Raw genomic sequence first — 14,696 nt, 5'->3', positions numbered from 1 at the left:
AAATATGAAGGAATGACCATGCCCGCCAGGATCCGTAAAACGCTGCTGCATGTCGAAGAGACCCTGATTGAGGGCGGCAAGACTGCACCGGTTCCGCTGAAGATGATCGCGGCTGTCGCCGTCATTGAGAATCCCTGGGCCGGGCAGGGGTTTGTCGAGGATCTTCGGCCCGAGATCCTTGATTGTGCGCCGGGGTTGGGCGAATTGCTGACCGGCATGATCCTTGACGCCGCGGGCGGTGGAGAAAAGGTTGAGGGTTACGGAAAATCCGCCATTACCGGTGTGAATGGCGAGGTGGAGCATGCCTCGGCGCTGATCCATACGTTGCGTTTCGGCAATCACTACCGCGAAGCGGTTGGGGCGAAATCCTATCTCGCCTTTACCAATACGCGCGGTCCGGCGAATGCGCCGCTACATATCCCGCTCATGGACAAGAACGATGGCGGCCGTCGCAGCCATTACCTGACGATCCAGCTTTCGGTGGCGGATGCTCCCGGACCGGATGAGATCGTGGTTGCCCTGGGCGCATCAATAGGTGGGCGGCCGCATCATCGGATCGGCGATCGTTATCAGGATCTGAAGGAGCTGGGACATGATGTCGAAAACCCTGCATCTGTCTGATTCATACGGCCAGCTTACCTGGCGCGAGGCGGGGCAGGGCACTCCCGTTGTGCTGATCCATGGGGTCGGGATGCAGTCGGAAGCGTGGGAGCCGCAGATTGCCGCCCTCTCGGAGAGTCATCGCGTGATCGCGCTGGATATGCCCGGGCATGGTGGCAGCGGTCGCCTGCCAGAGTTCGCGGCCTTGCCGGATTTCGTGGATTGGCTGCACGCTGCACAGATGGCGCTTGATCTGGGGCCGGTCAGTCTGGCCGGGCACTCCATGGGTGCCCTGATCGCAGCCGGTTATGCAGTGATCTATCCGGAGATGGTTTCGCGCGTGGCGCTGTTAAACGGAGTTTTCCGGCGTAACGCATCTGCCCGTGCTGCCGTCGAAATGCGCGCGACCGAGATACGGGCGGGTGTGGTGGACCTGGAAACGCCACTAACCCGCTGGTTCGGAGATAACGCGGCTGATCGCCCGGTGCGGGAAAAGGTTGCCCGCTGGCTGCAAGCGGTCGATCTGCAAGGCTATGCGACGGCCTATGCGGCCTTTGCTTGCGGCGACCGGACCTATGCCGACAGGTTCGGAGATATTGTCTGTCCGCTGCTGGCGATGACCGGTGAAGGCGACCCGAACTCGACGCCCGAAATGTCCCGATCCATGGCCGCCGCGGCGCAACATGGGCGGGCCGTGGTCATGAAAGGGCATCGGCACATGATCAACCTGACCGCTGCCGAAGAGGTCAATCGCGAATTGTGGCACTGGTTGAACAGGTCGGCGACACAGGAGGAGATGACATGAGCGCAATCGATCCGCGCACGCTGCGCAACGCCTTCGGAACCTTCATGACCGGTGTAACCGTTGTCACGACCAGGGATCCCGAGGGGAAACCGGTAGGGTTTACCGCGAATTCCTTTACCTCGGTGTCGCTCGATCCGCCACTGGTGCTGGTTTGCTTGGCGAACTCTTCGCGCAACCGGTCGGTTTTCGCCGAAGCGCCGGGCTTTGCGGTCAATATCCTCTCGGAGGGACAGAAAGACATATCCAATACCTTTGCCCGCCCGGTCGAGGATCGTTTCGAGGCCGTAACCTGGCGCGATGGCCCCTTTGGCGCACCGGTTCTCGATGGCGTGTCGGCATGGTTCGACTGCTCCCGGCACAAGCTTGTCGAAGCGGGTGATCATGTCATCCTCATCGGCAAGGTCGAAGCTTTCGACGATTCTCCCGTGCCCGGATTGGGTTATGCGCGCGGGGCTTATGTCACCCCGGCGATGGAAGCGCGGGCATTGGCGTCGCAAGCGGAGCTGATGGTGTCTGCCCTGATCGAGTATCAGGGCGAGGTGCTTCTGATCCCGGGTGACGACGATAGTCTTGCCCTGCCGGTGGCCAGGGTCGGCAAGGAGGGCGTTTCAGCGGCCCTGGCGCAACTGATCGCGGAACATGGCGCAGGGATCGAGCCGGGTTTCATCTATGCCGTCTATGAAGACGACGATGCGGGCTGCCAGCACATTTCCTTCCTGTGCCAGGCAGCCGAGCCCGTATCCAGGCACGGGACCTTCAAGACACTGGTCCCCCCGGTGCTGGCGAAAATCGCGGACCCGGCCATGCGCACCATGCTGGAGCGTTTCGCGGCGGAAAGCCGGATCGGCAATTTCGGCGTCTATTACGGAAATCAGGTCAGCGGCAAGGTTCGTCCCATCGCCGCAGGGAGTGGATCGCAATGAAGTTTTCCCTTTTCGCGCATATGGAACGTATCTCGCCCGAACAGGATCAGCGGCAACTTTACGAGGAATTCATCGAGCTGTGCAGGATCGCCGATGAGGGTGGCATGCATGCGATCTGGACGGGTGAGCATCACGCGATGAATTTCACCATTGCACCGAACCCGATGCTGAACCTGGTCGATCTTGCGCGGCGCACGAAGAATGTCCGCCTTGGCACCGGCACGGTGATCGCGCCTTTCTGGCACCCGATCCGGCTGGCGGGCGAGGCGGCGATGACCGACATCCTCACCGGCGGACGGCTGGAACTGGGCATCGCCCGTGGTGCCTATACCTTCGAATACGAACGCCTGATGCCCGGCATGGATGCCTGGGAGGCCGGGCAGCGGATGCGGGAACTGGTCCCGGCGGTAAAGGCCTTGTGGAAAGGTGATCACGCTCAGGAGGGGGAGTTCCATTCATTCCCCAAGACCACCTCCTCGCCGCAGCCGGTGCAGCCGGATGGCCCGCCGATCTGGGTGGCTGCCCGCGATCCCAACAGCCACGAATTCGCCGTCTCGCAAGGCTGCAACGTGCAGGTCACGCCGCTGTGGAGAGGCGACGGGGAAATCACCGAGCTGATGGACAAGTTCAACGAGGCCTGCGTGAAATTTGCTGACCGTCCCCGCCCGAAGATCATGCTTTTGCTGCATACTTACGTCGCCGATAGCGAGGCGGATGTGACCCGGGCCGCCGAGGAACTCAACCGCTTCTATTGCTATTTCGGTGCCTGGTTCATGAACAAGCGTGACACCAGCCAGGGCCTGATCGCGCCCCTGTCGGACGAAGAGATCGCGGCGCATCCCTTCTATACGCCAGAGGCGATGGAACGCGACCTGGTGATAGCTCAACCCGATCAGGTCATCGAACGGCTCAAGGGCTACGAGGCGCTCGGTTATGACGAATATGCGTTCTGGATCGATTCCGGCATGTCCTTCGAACGCAAAAAAGCATCGCTTGAACGCTTCATCGCCGAGGTGATGCCAGCTTTTCGATAGGAGGTCGAAATGCAGAAATTCCAGCACTATATCGGCGGCGAATTTTCCGGCGGCGGCGCCCAGTTCGAAAGCATTGATCCCGCGACAGGGCGCCCGTGGGCGCTGATGCCGGAGGCCCGTGTTGATGACGTGAACCGCGCGGTCGAGGCGGCGGAGAGTGCGCTGTTCTCGCCTGAATGGTCGGGCATGACGGCAAGTCAGCGTGGCAGGTTGCTGTATCGTCTGGCGGAACTGGTGGCCGAGAATGCCGGGCGACTGGCAGAGCTTGAAACCCGCGACACCGGCAAGATCATTCGCGAGACCAGTGCCCAGATTGCTTATGTCGCGGAATATTACCGCTATTATGCCGGTCTCGCCGACAAGATCGAAGGGGCGCATCTGCCCGTGGACAAGCCCGACATGGAGGTCTGGCTGCGCCGCGAACCGATCGGTGTCGTTGCCGCCATCGTGCCATGGAACTCGCAGCTTTTTCTTTCCGCCGTGAAGATCGGCCCGGCATTGGCAGCGGGATGCACCGTGGTGCTGAAAGCCTCCGAGGACGGTCCCGCGCCAATGCTGGAATTTGCCCGCATCTTCGATCAGGCGGGATTTCCCAAGGGGGTGCTCAATGTCATCACCGGTTTCGGTGATCAATGCGGCTCGGTGCTGACCAGTCATCCCAAGGTGAACCATGTCGCCTTTACCGGCGGACCTTCGACCGCCCGTCATATCGTGAGGAATTCAGCGGAAAACCTTGCCTCGACCTCGCTGGAGCTGGGTGGAAAGTCGCCCTTCATCGTCTTCGAGGATGCCGATCTGGAAAGCGCTGTGAATGCCCAGATCGCGGGCATCTTCGCGGCGACCGGGCAAAGCTGCGTCGCGGGCTCGCGCCTCGTGGTGCAGAATTCGATCAAGGAAGAATTCCTGGCCCGGTTGAAGGAAAAAGCTGAAAAGATCGTGATCGGAGCGCCGGATGATGTGGCGACCGAGATCGGCCCGCTTTGCACGCAACGTCAACGCGATCATGCTGCGGAACTGGTCGCGACATCGGTGCGACAAGGTGCCCGGATCGTGGCCGGTGGGGTGGTATCGGAGGGCGAGGGCTTCTATTTCCCGCCGACGCTTCTGGACTGCTCGGATGCCCCCGAAGCGCCCGCCGTGACCTGCGAGTTCTTTGCGCCGGTTCTCTCGGTTCTCGGATTCGATACCGAGGCCGAGGCGCTGGAGATTGCCAACAACAGCGAATTCGGGCTGGCCTCGGGTTTATTCACCCGCGATCTGACCCGCGCGCATCGGATGATCCGGAGTATTCGCGCCGGTATCGTCTGGGTCAACACCTATCGGGCAGTAAGCCCCATCGTTCCCTTCGGTGGGCACGGCCTGTCCGGGCATGGCCGCGAAGGTGGTTTGCAGGCGGCACTCGATTACACCCGCGTCAAATCCGTCTGGCTGCGGACCAGCGACGAGCCGATCCCGGATCCATTCATCATGCGCTGAACCTCATCGCGTCCACGGCTGTGGTCCGGCGCCTCCCGCACCGTGCCCGGTCCCATAACAGGGAGACAAGAAATGGCACAGGACACCGGGGCTCCACCCGAAGACCGGATGGTTTCGGACAAGGGGCCCTTCAAAGGCTTGCACAATGGCATGAGCATCGCATCCAAGGCGATGGTTGCTGCATTCGTCGTTTTCACCGTCCTCAATGTCGAACTGGCGGGAAAGCTTTACGGCTCGATCCGCTCCTGGGTCGAGAGCGCGCTAAGTTGGTATTACATCAGTTCGGTCGTCGTGCTGTTCTTCGTCTGCCTGTTCCTGATGTTCAGCCGCTTTGGCTCGATCCGGTTGGGCGATGACGACAGCCGGCCCGAGTTCAGTAATTTTTCATGGTTCGCGATGCTGTTTTCTGCCTCGGTGTCGATCGGTATCATGTTCTTCGGCGTGGCCGAACCACTGTTTTATTTCGACAATTCGGCAGGCTGGGGCTATCCCAACAATCCTTTCGCGGACAGGCTGGGCCATACCGGGCTGACGCCCGAGCGCGCGGTTGACGCGGTACGGGTGACCAATTTCCACTGGGGGCTGCATGGCTGGGCGATCTATACGATTACCGGGCTGTGCCTGGGCTATTTCGCCTTTCGCAAGAAACTGCCGCTGACCTTTCGTTCTGCGCTCTACCCGATCTTGGGAGACCGGATCTACGGTCCGGCCGGGCATGCGGTGGATCTGCTGGCGATTTTCGGCACCGTTTTCGGCATCGCGACCTCTCTGGGCCTGGGTGCGACCCAGATGGCGCAGGGCATGAACGTGCTGTTTGGCATCGATCCGGGAGTCCTGACGCAGGTCCTGCTGGTCCTGGGAGTTTCCGTCGTGGCCACCATGAGCGCGGTGTCCGGCATCGGTCGTGGCGTCAAGATCCTGTCGGAATGGAACATCATCCTGACCATCGTCCTGATCCTGTTCTTCCTGTTCGCGGGGCCCACGCAATGGCTTGTCGGGTTCTTCCTGAATTCGCTCGGGGCCTATGTGACGCATTTCATCCCTATGGGGTTCTGGACCGCTTCCGAGCCCGGCGATGTCGCATGGCAGGGCGGCTGGACCATCTTCTACTGGGGATGGTGGCTGAGCTGGGCGCCTTTCGTCGGCATGTTCATCGCCCGGATCTCGAAGGGGCGCACCATTCGCGAGTTCATGTTCGGCGCGATGCTGGTTCCGACCGCGATGGCCTTCATCTGGATATCGATCTTCGGCGGCAATGCGCTGCATATCGAGATGAATGCGGTGGACGGCGTCGGTTCGGCCGGGTTGATCGAGATGGTCAACAACTGGAACCTGGGCGGCACGCTGTTCGGGACCATCGATGGACTGGCGGGCGGAGGAGCCCTGACCTGGGTCATATCCGCGCTTGCGACCTTCCTGCTGGCAACATGGTTCATCACCAGTTCGGATTCAGGGACATTGGTCGTGACGACGATCCTTTCGATGGGCAATCCGCATCCGCCGAAACGATACCGCGTCATCTGGGGCGCTGCACAGGCGCTTGTCGCCGCCGTGTTGCTGATGGCCGGTGGATTGGGGGCTTTGCAAACGGCATCCATCGCCGCAGCTTTGCCAACTTCGATCCTCGTAGTGCTCATGGCTGGCGGGGTTCTGAAGTCTCTGATGGAGGATCCGGGGGCCGAGATCGCTCATGGTGGTTTTGCCCCGGATGGCACAGTGCTCGATGACGATCTGCGTGGTTGAAATATCTTAAGAACGCCATGCAAAGGCGGATCGCCAGCCGAGATATATCCCGTATCTGGCGTTGATGGAGGGACTCGAATACGGCATGGTGGGAGTCAACACCGGGTTGACTTCGACCGAGGTCGCGCCTTTTGGTGGGATCAAGCAATCCGGCCTTGGGCGTGAGGGATCGCGTCATGGGACCAAGGATTATGTCGAGCTCAAATACTGCTGCTTGTCTGTCTGAAGGCGGAGATCATGCCATGGCTCTCGGCCCAGCGAATAAATCGGCTGCAGATCGCGTGGAAGCGATACTCTGCAGTGAATATGACGAAGATCATTGACTGTCATTTTCCAATCACATTACCAACCCGGGAAGGGATATCCCATGTCTGACACTTGGAAAGCCGGCTCCGTCCAGGATCGAGAAGAAGCACAGGAATATATCGACAAGATCGCCCAGGCCCGCGGATATGTGCTGCCATATCACAAGCTGATGGCGAATGCCGATCTGCCGGTGCTGAAGGCCGCAAATAATCTGGTGGCTGCGGCCTATACGGATCAGCGCCATCTGAGCAGGGCTACGAAAGAGTTGATTTTTGTTAATAGTCTTACTGCCTTGCGCGCCCCCAAGGGCCAGATCGCAAGCCATATACGTGTGGCTCTGGATCTGGGTGTTTCGCCGATGGAGATTCTTGAGGCCATAGAGATCGTTTTGCCGGAAGCTGGCATCGTCGCGTTTCAGCATGGGTTTGAGGTTTGGGCGGAAATCGTGGGCGCAGAGGCCATTGAGCCGACAGTCCCGGTTCATGACACGGCAGAATAGATTGCCGCTGGCATTGGGGCAGGTTGTAGATCGGCACGGGGTTTCGACACCGATAGGCACCACAAGTTCTTGATGTTCCAGGTGCGGAGGGGGGATGGCTATCCGCGTCCGTTTCCTGCCCGTTGTCATTTGGCGTGGTGGTGTCGTATTGATGGCGAAACGATTCAGGACAGATAATGCGAACTCATTTTGCTGCTCTTCTCACTCTCATGATCGCGACCGGATGCACGGCGGGTTCTGGTGCAGTCGTCAAAGGTGCCGGGCCAGATGATCTCCTGAAACTTCGCGAAGGCCCGGGCCTCAACCACAATATCATAATCGGCCTGCCAGACGGAACCCGCCTCACCCGTCAGAACTGCATGACAAATAGCGGTAAGGTCTGGTGCAGGGTTTTCCTCACCGACAAGCCCAGTATCTCTGGTTACGTTTCGGCGGACTATCTGGCGCATCGTTGACAGCGATAATCGACCCATGCCGGCCGTTGACGGGGGCCTGTTCGCCGTCGCGCGGTGATGGGCTCTGATCCCGGTACTGCCGATCATCTGGAGCCTGTCCGGAACGGCCTCGGCTTGGTTGAGCATGTCCAGGATTTCCTCCCACAGCCCGGCCGGTGTCCATCGCCGGAACCGGCGATAAACACTTGACCATTTGCCGAACTCTTCTGGCAGGTCACGCCATGGAGCCCCGGTCCCCTTGAACCGGCAGCGGCTCATGCCTCACTCCAGAAAATTCCATCCAAAACATGGCGGTGGCTGGTAGGTTTGCGCCCATTCGGGGCGCGGACAGCCAGGATGAAACGCTCACAGAGCCCACTCCACGTTCGACATCAAGTCTCGTGCCAAGCCGGTCTCCGTCGCGGATACCAGCATGAATCATGGCTGCCGTCCCATGTGAACCCATTTTGTCAACATGACCTAATCAAGAAATATGGGCGCTTATCGTCGCCAAAAAGGCCAGCCCCCGTATAATGAAGGGAGTTGGCACACCCCTTACCATCATTGGACAGCGGTGAACTTCCGTTTGTAAAAGAAAATTCTCTGCGCTGGGGAGGAACCCAAACAGTCAATACATGATAATCTGACGCCAGGCTCTCCATCTTTACAACAGCTAGAAGACGATATGCCATCTATGCCAGATGCTCGTTCTGGGTGCTCATGTGGGGGAACCCGGGAAGCGAACCTTGTCATCGACCGATGCACCGGTGAAGCCCCGCTCTCGAGCCCAAACGATTGCGGCAGCGCGGCTATGCACCTCGGCTTTGCTATAGATGCGCGCTGTGTGATTACGCACCGTATTGCGGCTGAGCTTGAGCGCTTCGGCGATTCTGGTGTCGTTCAGACCCTGGCACATAAGACCGAGTATCTCCAATTCGCGCGGTGTAAAATCGGAGAGTTCCGGCGCTGGAGTGTCGACTGATCCCGTGTGCCGAATATTGGCGAGTTTGTCCAGAATCGATCGGCTGAACCAGGAGGCGTCCTTCATGACGGCTTCAATTGCTGCGATCAGCTCGGTTTCGGAACGTTTGCGTTCGGTAATATCCTGGATGACCATGAGAACACATTCCTTCCCGCGTAATACCAACGTTTCTGCTGAGACGAGGCAATCCAGCGTTGCATCGAGTCTGGTCTTCAGCTGGAATTCAAGGTCGTTAAAGCTGCGGAGCTCCGTAATTTTCCGTTCGACATGACGTCGTGAGGCTGTCGATATCCAAACCGGAAGTTCCGGTAGTCGGTTATCAACGATTTCTGCCGAGGTGAGGCCCACCAGAGCGGCAAAGGCGTCGTTTACGTCGAGTACCCTGAAATCATCGCGGGAAAAAAGAACGGTTGGGGTCGGAGTTAATCGAAATGAGCGCGCGAAACGCTCTTCACTTTGACGCAACGCGTCCTCGGCTTTTCTGCGGGGTTCCAGATCCATGAATGTGAACAGCATGCATGGCTCTTCACTGACTTCGATTGGTTGACCTGCAACGATGACGAGTTTGGAGTCTCCGTCGGATAGCCGCAACGTCGCCTCGGTCTGCGGGATCGTTTGCCCTTCGCGCAATGCTGCGATCGCTTCACCTTTCGAAGCGGCGTTTTCGAGAATGTCGATTTCGTAAATAGTGCGGCCAAGAACGTCTTCGCGATCATATCCGCTGAGCTCCAGAAAGCCCTGGTTGACCTTGATATAGCGCAGATCGGAGAGTTTACAGATGGCAGCGGGAGCAGGGTTGCTGGCGAAGGTCCGTTCGAAGCGCTCTTCTGCAGTGAACTGTTCCGTCAGATCTTCGATCACAAGCGCATATGATTCCGGATTGCCGCCGTGATCTCGCAAAATGACACCGCGCAGGCTGTGGATTCCACATAGAGGATCTTCCCCGTCACCGGGAGAATTTTTCGTTACTTCGACGATGACATCTTCGAAGGTTTCACCATTCAGAAGGCGGTCGATCGGATACTGGTTTTCTTTGAGTTTGTGATGATTGCGATATCGGAGCAGAAATTGCCGACGATATCCGGAAGCCGATATTCCAAGTTGGCTGAGATCTGACACATTGTGAAGTGCAAGGGCCTGCTCATTGGCCCAAACAATCCTGTCGTCTGAATCGATCAGCAGAACGCCTTCACCAAGACCGGCAATGATTTCCTGCAACTGACTGCGATTCACCTGCCGTTGCAGCACCGCCTCGTTCGGAACCTCGTCCATCGTCAATGCTTGCCTCCTCGATGACGGGTCGAGATATAGCGCTCGAAGTTGAAGCGAGGCAATAAGCGCAACTGAAAGCTGAAGTCTTGCTTTGGGGTGAGAAGCTGATGACGGTCCGCATTTGCCTCTTCTCCGAGATGTGTTCAGTGGAACCGGGAGGGTTGGCAATCTGAAGCGGAAGAGAGGGCGCGCGCGTCGCGCCCTCTCGTTTGGCGTTCACTTTTTCAGCGCGTCCCGCGCAGCATCCTTCAGCTTTCCGACGGTGTCTTGGGTCTTGCCGACTGCCTGTTCAGCCTTACCTTCCGCCTCTGTCTCGGCATTTCCGGTGACCTTTCCAATGTCTTCCTTGATTTTACCTTTCACCTGCTTTGCGGTGCCTTCAATACGATCCTTGTCCATGATGCCTCTCCATAACAGACTGTTCCGACTCGCGGAGAATAGCTCCCCGAGAAACAGTGTCAGGGTAAGGCGGTGATCAAATCAGGAAAGATGCACCTGCACCAGATAATATGATGCAAATGCATCTAGTGAGGTTTCGGATGTCGTGCGAATATATGTCATCAGGACTAGTCGCTTTTCGTTTGCGTAACTGTCATGGGTGAAGAGTAAATCTGGTTTTCATCAACTGTCTCAATTGCCAACTGATTCAGGGTGATCATTATGCCCAAATCCAAATCCTCGAAGCCTTCACAGTTGACCTTCCGGAAAGCAACCGTTCACGATCAAAAGCTTGCCCGGGGTCAAGGCGGCGATTTCCACCAGATAGCGGGGAAGGACAGTCCGGTCATGACGACGGCGCAAGGCGGGCCTGTCGCAGATGATCTGAACAGCCTGAAGGCTGGTGCACCCGGACCGACCCTTATCGAAGACTTCCATTTCCGCGAAAAGATTTTCCATTTCGATCACGAGCGCATTCCCGAGCGCGTCGTGCATGCGCGCGGCTATGGTGTGCATGGATATTTTGAGACGACGCGGTCTCTCAAGGAGTACACGCGGGCTGATCTCTTTCAGCGTGTTGGCGAGAAGACGCCGGTTTTCGTCCGGTTCTCCACTGTCGCCGGCGCGAAAGGGTCGTTTGATCTTGCCCGCGATGTACGCGGTTTTGCCGTCAAGCTATACACGAAAGAAGGCAATTGGGATCTTGTCGGTAACAACATGCCGGTGTTCTTCATCCAGGATGCCATGCGTTTTCCGGATCTTGTCCACGCGGTGAAGGAGGAGCCCGACCGCGCCTTTCCGCAAGCGCAATCTGCCCATGACAATTTCTGGGATTTCATCAGCCTGACGCCGGAAGCCATGCACATGGTCATGTGGATCATGTCCGATCGAGCCATACCCCGGTCTTTCCGCTTCATGGAGGGATTTGGCGTCCACACCTTCCGGCTGGTGAATGGCAATGACAAATCATCTTTCGTGAAGTTCATCTGGAAGCCCAAGCTTGGTTTGCAATCCGTGGTCTGGAATGAAGCCGTCAAGATCAACGGCGCGGATCCGGATTTTCACAGGCGGGATATGTGGGATGCGGTCCAGGCAGGAAATTATCCCGAATGGGAACTCTGCGTGCAGATATTTGACCACGATTTCGCCGACAGTTTCGATTTCGACGTGCTGGACCCGACAAAGCTGATCCCCGAAGAGATCATCAAACCGGTTTCCGTGGGCCGGCTCGTTCTGGACCGCATGCCGGATAATTTCTTCGCAGAGACCGAGCAGGTCGCCTTCATGACCCAGAACGTCCCGCCGGGAATTGATTTCTCCGATGACCCCTTGCTGCAGGGACGGAACTTCTCCTATCTCGACACCCAGTTGAAGCGTCTCGGGAGCCCCAATTTCACGCATATTCCAATCAATGCGCCCAAATGCCCATTCCATCATTTCCAGCAGGACGGGCATATGGCGATGAGCAATCCCGTTGGACGGGCGAATTACCAGCCGAATTCATGGGGCCTCGGCCCTCGGCCGGACCCAAAACGTGGCTTCCGTTCTTATCCCGGGGACGAGTCCGGTCCGAAGGCGCGATTGCGGCCCGAAAGTTTTGCCGATCATTACAGCCAGGCAAGGCAGTTCTACCAAAGCCAGACGCCGGTCGAGCAGAACCATATCGCCATGGCACTGACCTTCGAATTGTCCAAGGTCGAGACGCTGGCGATCCGTGAGCGCATGGTCTCGCATCTGCGCAATATCGACCAGGACCTGGCCAAGACCGTAGCTTCAAAGCTGGGCATGGGGAAACTGCCGAAAGCGGCCGATGCCGCCGTGCCGCCCCGAGACGATCTCGAACCATCCCCTGCTTTGAGCATCATCGAAAATGGCCCGAAGAGTTTCGCCGGACGAAAGCTTGGGGTGCTCGTCGATGACGGCTCGGACGCAACTGTGCTGAAGAAGCTTCAGCAGGCGCTCAAGAAGGAAGGCGCGGCGATGGAACTGATCGCCCCGGCGATTGGTGGGATCGAGAGTTCCGATGGTGAAAAGATGCCGGCAGACCATATGGTCGATGGCGGACCGTCCGTTCTGTTCGATGCCGTGGCGATCGTTCTTACGAAAAATGCCGCGAAGCGCCTGTCGCAAGAGGCGACGGCACTCGATTTCGTGTCGGATGCCTTTCACCATTGCAAGTTTATCGGATTTACCGAAGGCGCGGCCGAACTGCTCTCTGCTGCCGGTGTCGAGCCGAAGGCTGACAAGGGGGTTGTTCCGCTTGACAGTCCTGCTTCGGCTGCAAATTTTGTCGATGCATGCCGGCAATTGAGAATTTGGGAGCGGGAAGAGAAGGTTAAGCTCTGATCCGCAGCGGCCGCGAAAAGATGGCCGACGGGTACCGTGCCCGATCATAATATAATTACGGATCCGATGCGCGTCGTTGGCCCGGCTTCGGCGTTAGATCCGAGAAAATTAGATGCTGGGATATTATGGTGAATGCCTATGAAGAAAGTTGCAATCATCGGGGCGGGGCCCACCGGGATTTATACGTTTCTCTCGCTGCTCAGCGGACAGGCGCCCCTTTCAGTCACGATATACGAGCAGGCTGACGAGGCCGGCGTCGGCATGCCTTACAGCGAGGATGAGAACAGCCATTTGATGCTGGCGAATATCGCCAGCATCGAGATCCCACCGATCACTTCCACCTATCTCGACTGGCTGCGGGATCAGAGCGAGGACTGGCTTGCCCGGTACGGGGTTGACAAATCTACCCTCCATGACCGGCAGTTTCTGCCGCGTATCCTGCTTGGAGAATATTTCAGATCCCAGTTTCTGGGGCTCCTGGAGCTGGCTCCGGATCGTGGTTTCGAGGTGGAGGTGCGCGAGGCGTGCCGTGTCGCTGACCTGGAGGCCGCTTCGGATGGTGTGAGGCTATGGGCAGAGGGCGATGCCGAACCGGCTTTGTTCGACTTTATCGTCATCGCCACCGGACATGTCTGGCCTGATGAGGACGAGGCGACCCGTTCATTTTTCCCGAGCCCATGGTCCGGTCTGGTGGAGGCCAGGATCAGGCCCTGTAAGGTTGGCATCATGGGCACGTCTCTCAGCGGTATTGATGCGGCAATGGCGGTCGTGGGGCAGCATGGGCAATTCGCCGAAGCCGAAGACGAAACCCTGCGCTTTGAGCTGGATGACGGAAGCGATGATTTAACCGTCACGCTCATGTCACGCTCGGGGATATTGCCGGAGGCGGATTTCTATTGCCCTATTCCCTATGCACCTCTGCAAGTTGCAACCAAGAGCGCGATCGAGAAGGAGATAGCTTCGGGGCCGGAAGGACTGCTCGATCGGATATTCGCACTTGTTTCCCAGGAAATAAGGGAGGCCGATCCCGCCTGGAGCGAGCGTGTGAGACTCGGTAAGCTGGACGCGGACAGCTTTGCGGACGCCTATTTCGCGGATCGGGAAAGACATGATCCGTTTCGCTGGGCGGAATACAACCTGCGAGAGGTCGAACGGAACAAGCGCGACAGGCATACGGTGCCATGGCGTTATGCCATCCTGCGGCTTCACGAGGCGGTGCAGGATGTCGTCCCTCATCTCGATGATCGGGACCGCGAGAGATTTGATGCAGGCCTCGGCCGTGTGTTCATTGATAATTATGCGGCGATTCCGTCAGAGTCCATCCGCCGGCTTCTGGCCTTGCGAACGGCTGGAATAGTGGGGTTGCTTGAGCTGGGGAACGATTACGAGATGAATGTCGAAAGCGGCCATACGGATATTCAATGTAATGGAGAGCAGTATCAGTTTGATATTTTCATTGATGCCCGTGGGCAAAAGCCGCTCGCGACAGCCGACCTGCCGTTTCCGACCTTGCGTGAGCAACTGAAGACTGCGGGAGATGAGGTCCCGAATGTCGGCGACAATTATACCCTCATGTCACCTGATGAGGCAAAGGGGCGGGTGGCGTTTGGCTCTATCCCGTATCTGATGCACGATCAGCCTTTCATACAGGGGATCACCGCCAGTGCGGAAATCGGGAGCGTCATCGCGAAAGCCATAGGCCGCCCGGCATCGGGCATCCGCAGATATCTGCCGTTTCTGGCAGCCTGATCGGGCGATAGATAGTCAATCTCCGCATATGCATGGATTATTGCGTAGATTACAGTTCATTTCGGCATATTCAGCATTGGGAAGCATAC

At 57.9% G+C, this 14,696-nt stretch carries 12 protein-coding genes and 2 pseudogenes; 11 read left to right on the top strand and 3 right to left on the bottom strand.

All coding sequences use genetic code 11. The features are described 5' to 3' along the window. Window positions 1-18: 18 nt before the first annotated feature. The 9 genes and pseudogenes from C9E81_RS00240 (at window position 19) to C9E81_RS00200 (ending at window position 7,841) form a co-directional block, all read left to right on the top strand. Window positions 19-621, top strand: coding sequence for an amino acid synthesis family protein (locus tag C9E81_RS00240; protein WP_122110327.1), 603 nt, complete (start codon window positions 19-21; stop codon window positions 619-621). After that, complete coding sequence (locus C9E81_RS00235; protein WP_122110326.1) at window positions 593-1,405, top strand: alpha/beta fold hydrolase; 813 nt, start codon at window positions 593-595, stop codon at window positions 1,403-1,405. Before C9E81_RS00240 ends, C9E81_RS00235 begins: the two co-directional genes overlap by 29 nt. Then, window positions 1,402-2,328, top strand: a complete 927-nt coding sequence (locus tag C9E81_RS00230; protein WP_122110325.1) for a flavin reductase family protein — start codon at window positions 1,402-1,404, stop codon at window positions 2,326-2,328. Before C9E81_RS00235 ends, C9E81_RS00230 begins: the two co-directional genes overlap by 4 nt. Then, on the top strand, window positions 2,325-3,362 hold the full coding sequence (locus C9E81_RS00225) for an LLM class flavin-dependent oxidoreductase (protein ID WP_122110324.1): 1,038 nt from the start codon (window positions 2,325-2,327) through the stop codon (window positions 3,360-3,362). Before C9E81_RS00230 ends, C9E81_RS00225 begins: the two co-directional genes overlap by 4 nt. A 9-nt stretch (window positions 3,363-3,371) precedes the next feature. After that, a complete protein-coding gene (locus C9E81_RS00220) occupies window positions 3,372-4,838 on the top strand; it encodes an aldehyde dehydrogenase (RefSeq protein WP_122110323.1) in 1,467 nt (488 codons plus the stop codon). Between the two features lie 72 nt (window positions 4,839-4,910). Next, complete coding sequence (locus C9E81_RS00215; protein WP_208021062.1) at window positions 4,911-6,581, top strand: BCCT family transporter; 1,671 nt, start codon at window positions 4,911-4,913, stop codon at window positions 6,579-6,581. Window positions 6,582-6,616: 35 nt separating this feature from the next. Then, window positions 6,617-6,807, top strand: a pseudogene (locus tag C9E81_RS00210) (aldehyde dehydrogenase family protein); the annotation flags it as partial. 141 nt (window positions 6,808-6,948) lie between these two features. Then, entirely contained in the window at window positions 6,949-7,386 is a 438-nt protein-coding gene (locus tag C9E81_RS00205) for a carboxymuconolactone decarboxylase family protein (protein WP_122110322.1), read from the top strand. 176 nt (window positions 7,387-7,562) lie between these two features. Then, window positions 7,563-7,841, top strand: coding sequence for an SH3 domain-containing protein (locus tag C9E81_RS00200; protein WP_122111091.1), 279 nt, complete (start codon window positions 7,563-7,565; stop codon window positions 7,839-7,841). Here C9E81_RS00200 and C9E81_RS00195 read toward each other — a convergent pair. The 3 genes and pseudogenes from C9E81_RS00195 to C9E81_RS00185 all read right to left on the bottom strand — a co-directional run. Then, window positions 7,836-8,255, bottom strand: a pseudogene (locus C9E81_RS00195) (transposase); the annotation flags it as partial. The gene C9E81_RS00200 and the pseudogene C9E81_RS00195 sit on opposite strands and share 6 nt — an antisense overlap. Window positions 8,256-8,538: 283 nt before the next feature. Beyond that, complete coding sequence (locus C9E81_RS00190) at window positions 8,539-10,074, bottom strand: helix-turn-helix transcriptional regulator (RefSeq protein WP_122110321.1); 1,536 nt, start codon at window positions 10,072-10,074, stop codon at window positions 8,539-8,541. 216 nt (window positions 10,075-10,290) lie between these two features. Further along, a complete protein-coding gene (locus tag C9E81_RS00185; RefSeq protein ID WP_122110320.1) occupies window positions 10,291-10,473 on the bottom strand; it encodes a CsbD family protein in 183 nt (60 codons plus the stop codon). 261 nt (window positions 10,474-10,734) lie between these two features. On the opposite strand from C9E81_RS00185, the gene katE reads away from it, so the two are divergent. Together katE and C9E81_RS00175 are read left to right on the top strand one after the other, a co-directional pair. Then, on the top strand, window positions 10,735-12,858 hold the full coding sequence (gene katE / locus C9E81_RS00180; RefSeq protein WP_122110319.1) for a catalase: 2,124 nt from the start codon (window positions 10,735-10,737) through the stop codon (window positions 12,856-12,858). A 132-nt stretch (window positions 12,859-12,990) separates the two neighbouring features. Next, a complete protein-coding gene (locus C9E81_RS00175) occupies window positions 12,991-14,607 on the top strand; it encodes an FAD-NAD(P)-binding protein (RefSeq protein ID WP_341802622.1) in 1,617 nt (538 codons plus the stop codon). Window positions 14,608-14,696 lie beyond the last annotated feature (89 nt).

The organism is Paracoccus alkanivorans (assembly GCF_003697785.1).
GTDB classification, from domain to species: Bacteria; Pseudomonadota; Alphaproteobacteria; order Rhodobacterales; family Rhodobacteraceae; genus Paracoccus; species Paracoccus alkanivorans.
The sequence above is the reverse complement of the archived record's forward strand: the minus strand, read 5'-3'. Positions and strand labels throughout refer to the sequence as shown.

Bases quoted from the DNA above. Each gene is read 5' to 3' on its own strand.
- C9E81_RS00205 (WP_122110322.1), top strand. From the start codon at position 6,949: ATGTCTGACACTTGGAAAGCCGGCTCCGTCCAGGATCGAGAAGAAGCA.
- C9E81_RS00175 (WP_341802622.1), top strand. From the start codon at position 12,991: ATGCCTATGAAGAAAGTTGCAATCATCGGGGCGGGGCCCACCGGGATT.
- C9E81_RS00230 (WP_122110325.1), top strand. From the start codon at position 1,402: ATGAGCGCAATCGATCCGCGCACGCTGCGCAACGCCTTCGGAACCTTC.
- katE (WP_122110319.1), top strand. From the start codon at position 10,735: ATGCCCAAATCCAAATCCTCGAAGCCTTCACAGTTGACCTTCCGGAAA.
- C9E81_RS00235 (WP_122110326.1), top strand. From the start codon at position 593: ATGATGTCGAAAACCCTGCATCTGTCTGATTCATACGGCCAGCTTACC.
- C9E81_RS00220 (WP_122110323.1), top strand. From the start codon at position 3,372: ATGCAGAAATTCCAGCACTATATCGGCGGCGAATTTTCCGGCGGCGGC.
- C9E81_RS00225 (WP_122110324.1), top strand. From the start codon at position 2,325: ATGAAGTTTTCCCTTTTCGCGCATATGGAACGTATCTCGCCCGAACAG.
- C9E81_RS00190 (WP_122110321.1), bottom strand. From the start codon at position 10,074: ATGGACGAGGTTCCGAACGAGGCGGTGCTGCAACGGCAGGTGAATCGC.
- C9E81_RS00240 (WP_122110327.1), top strand. From the start codon at position 19: ATGCCCGCCAGGATCCGTAAAACGCTGCTGCATGTCGAAGAGACCCTG.
- C9E81_RS00215 (WP_208021062.1), top strand. From the start codon at position 4,911: ATGGCACAGGACACCGGGGCTCCACCCGAAGACCGGATGGTTTCGGAC.
- C9E81_RS00200 (WP_122111091.1), top strand. From the start codon at position 7,563: ATGCGAACTCATTTTGCTGCTCTTCTCACTCTCATGATCGCGACCGGA.
- C9E81_RS00185 (WP_122110320.1), bottom strand. From the start codon at position 10,473: ATGGACAAGGATCGTATTGAAGGCACCGCAAAGCAGGTGAAAGGTAAA.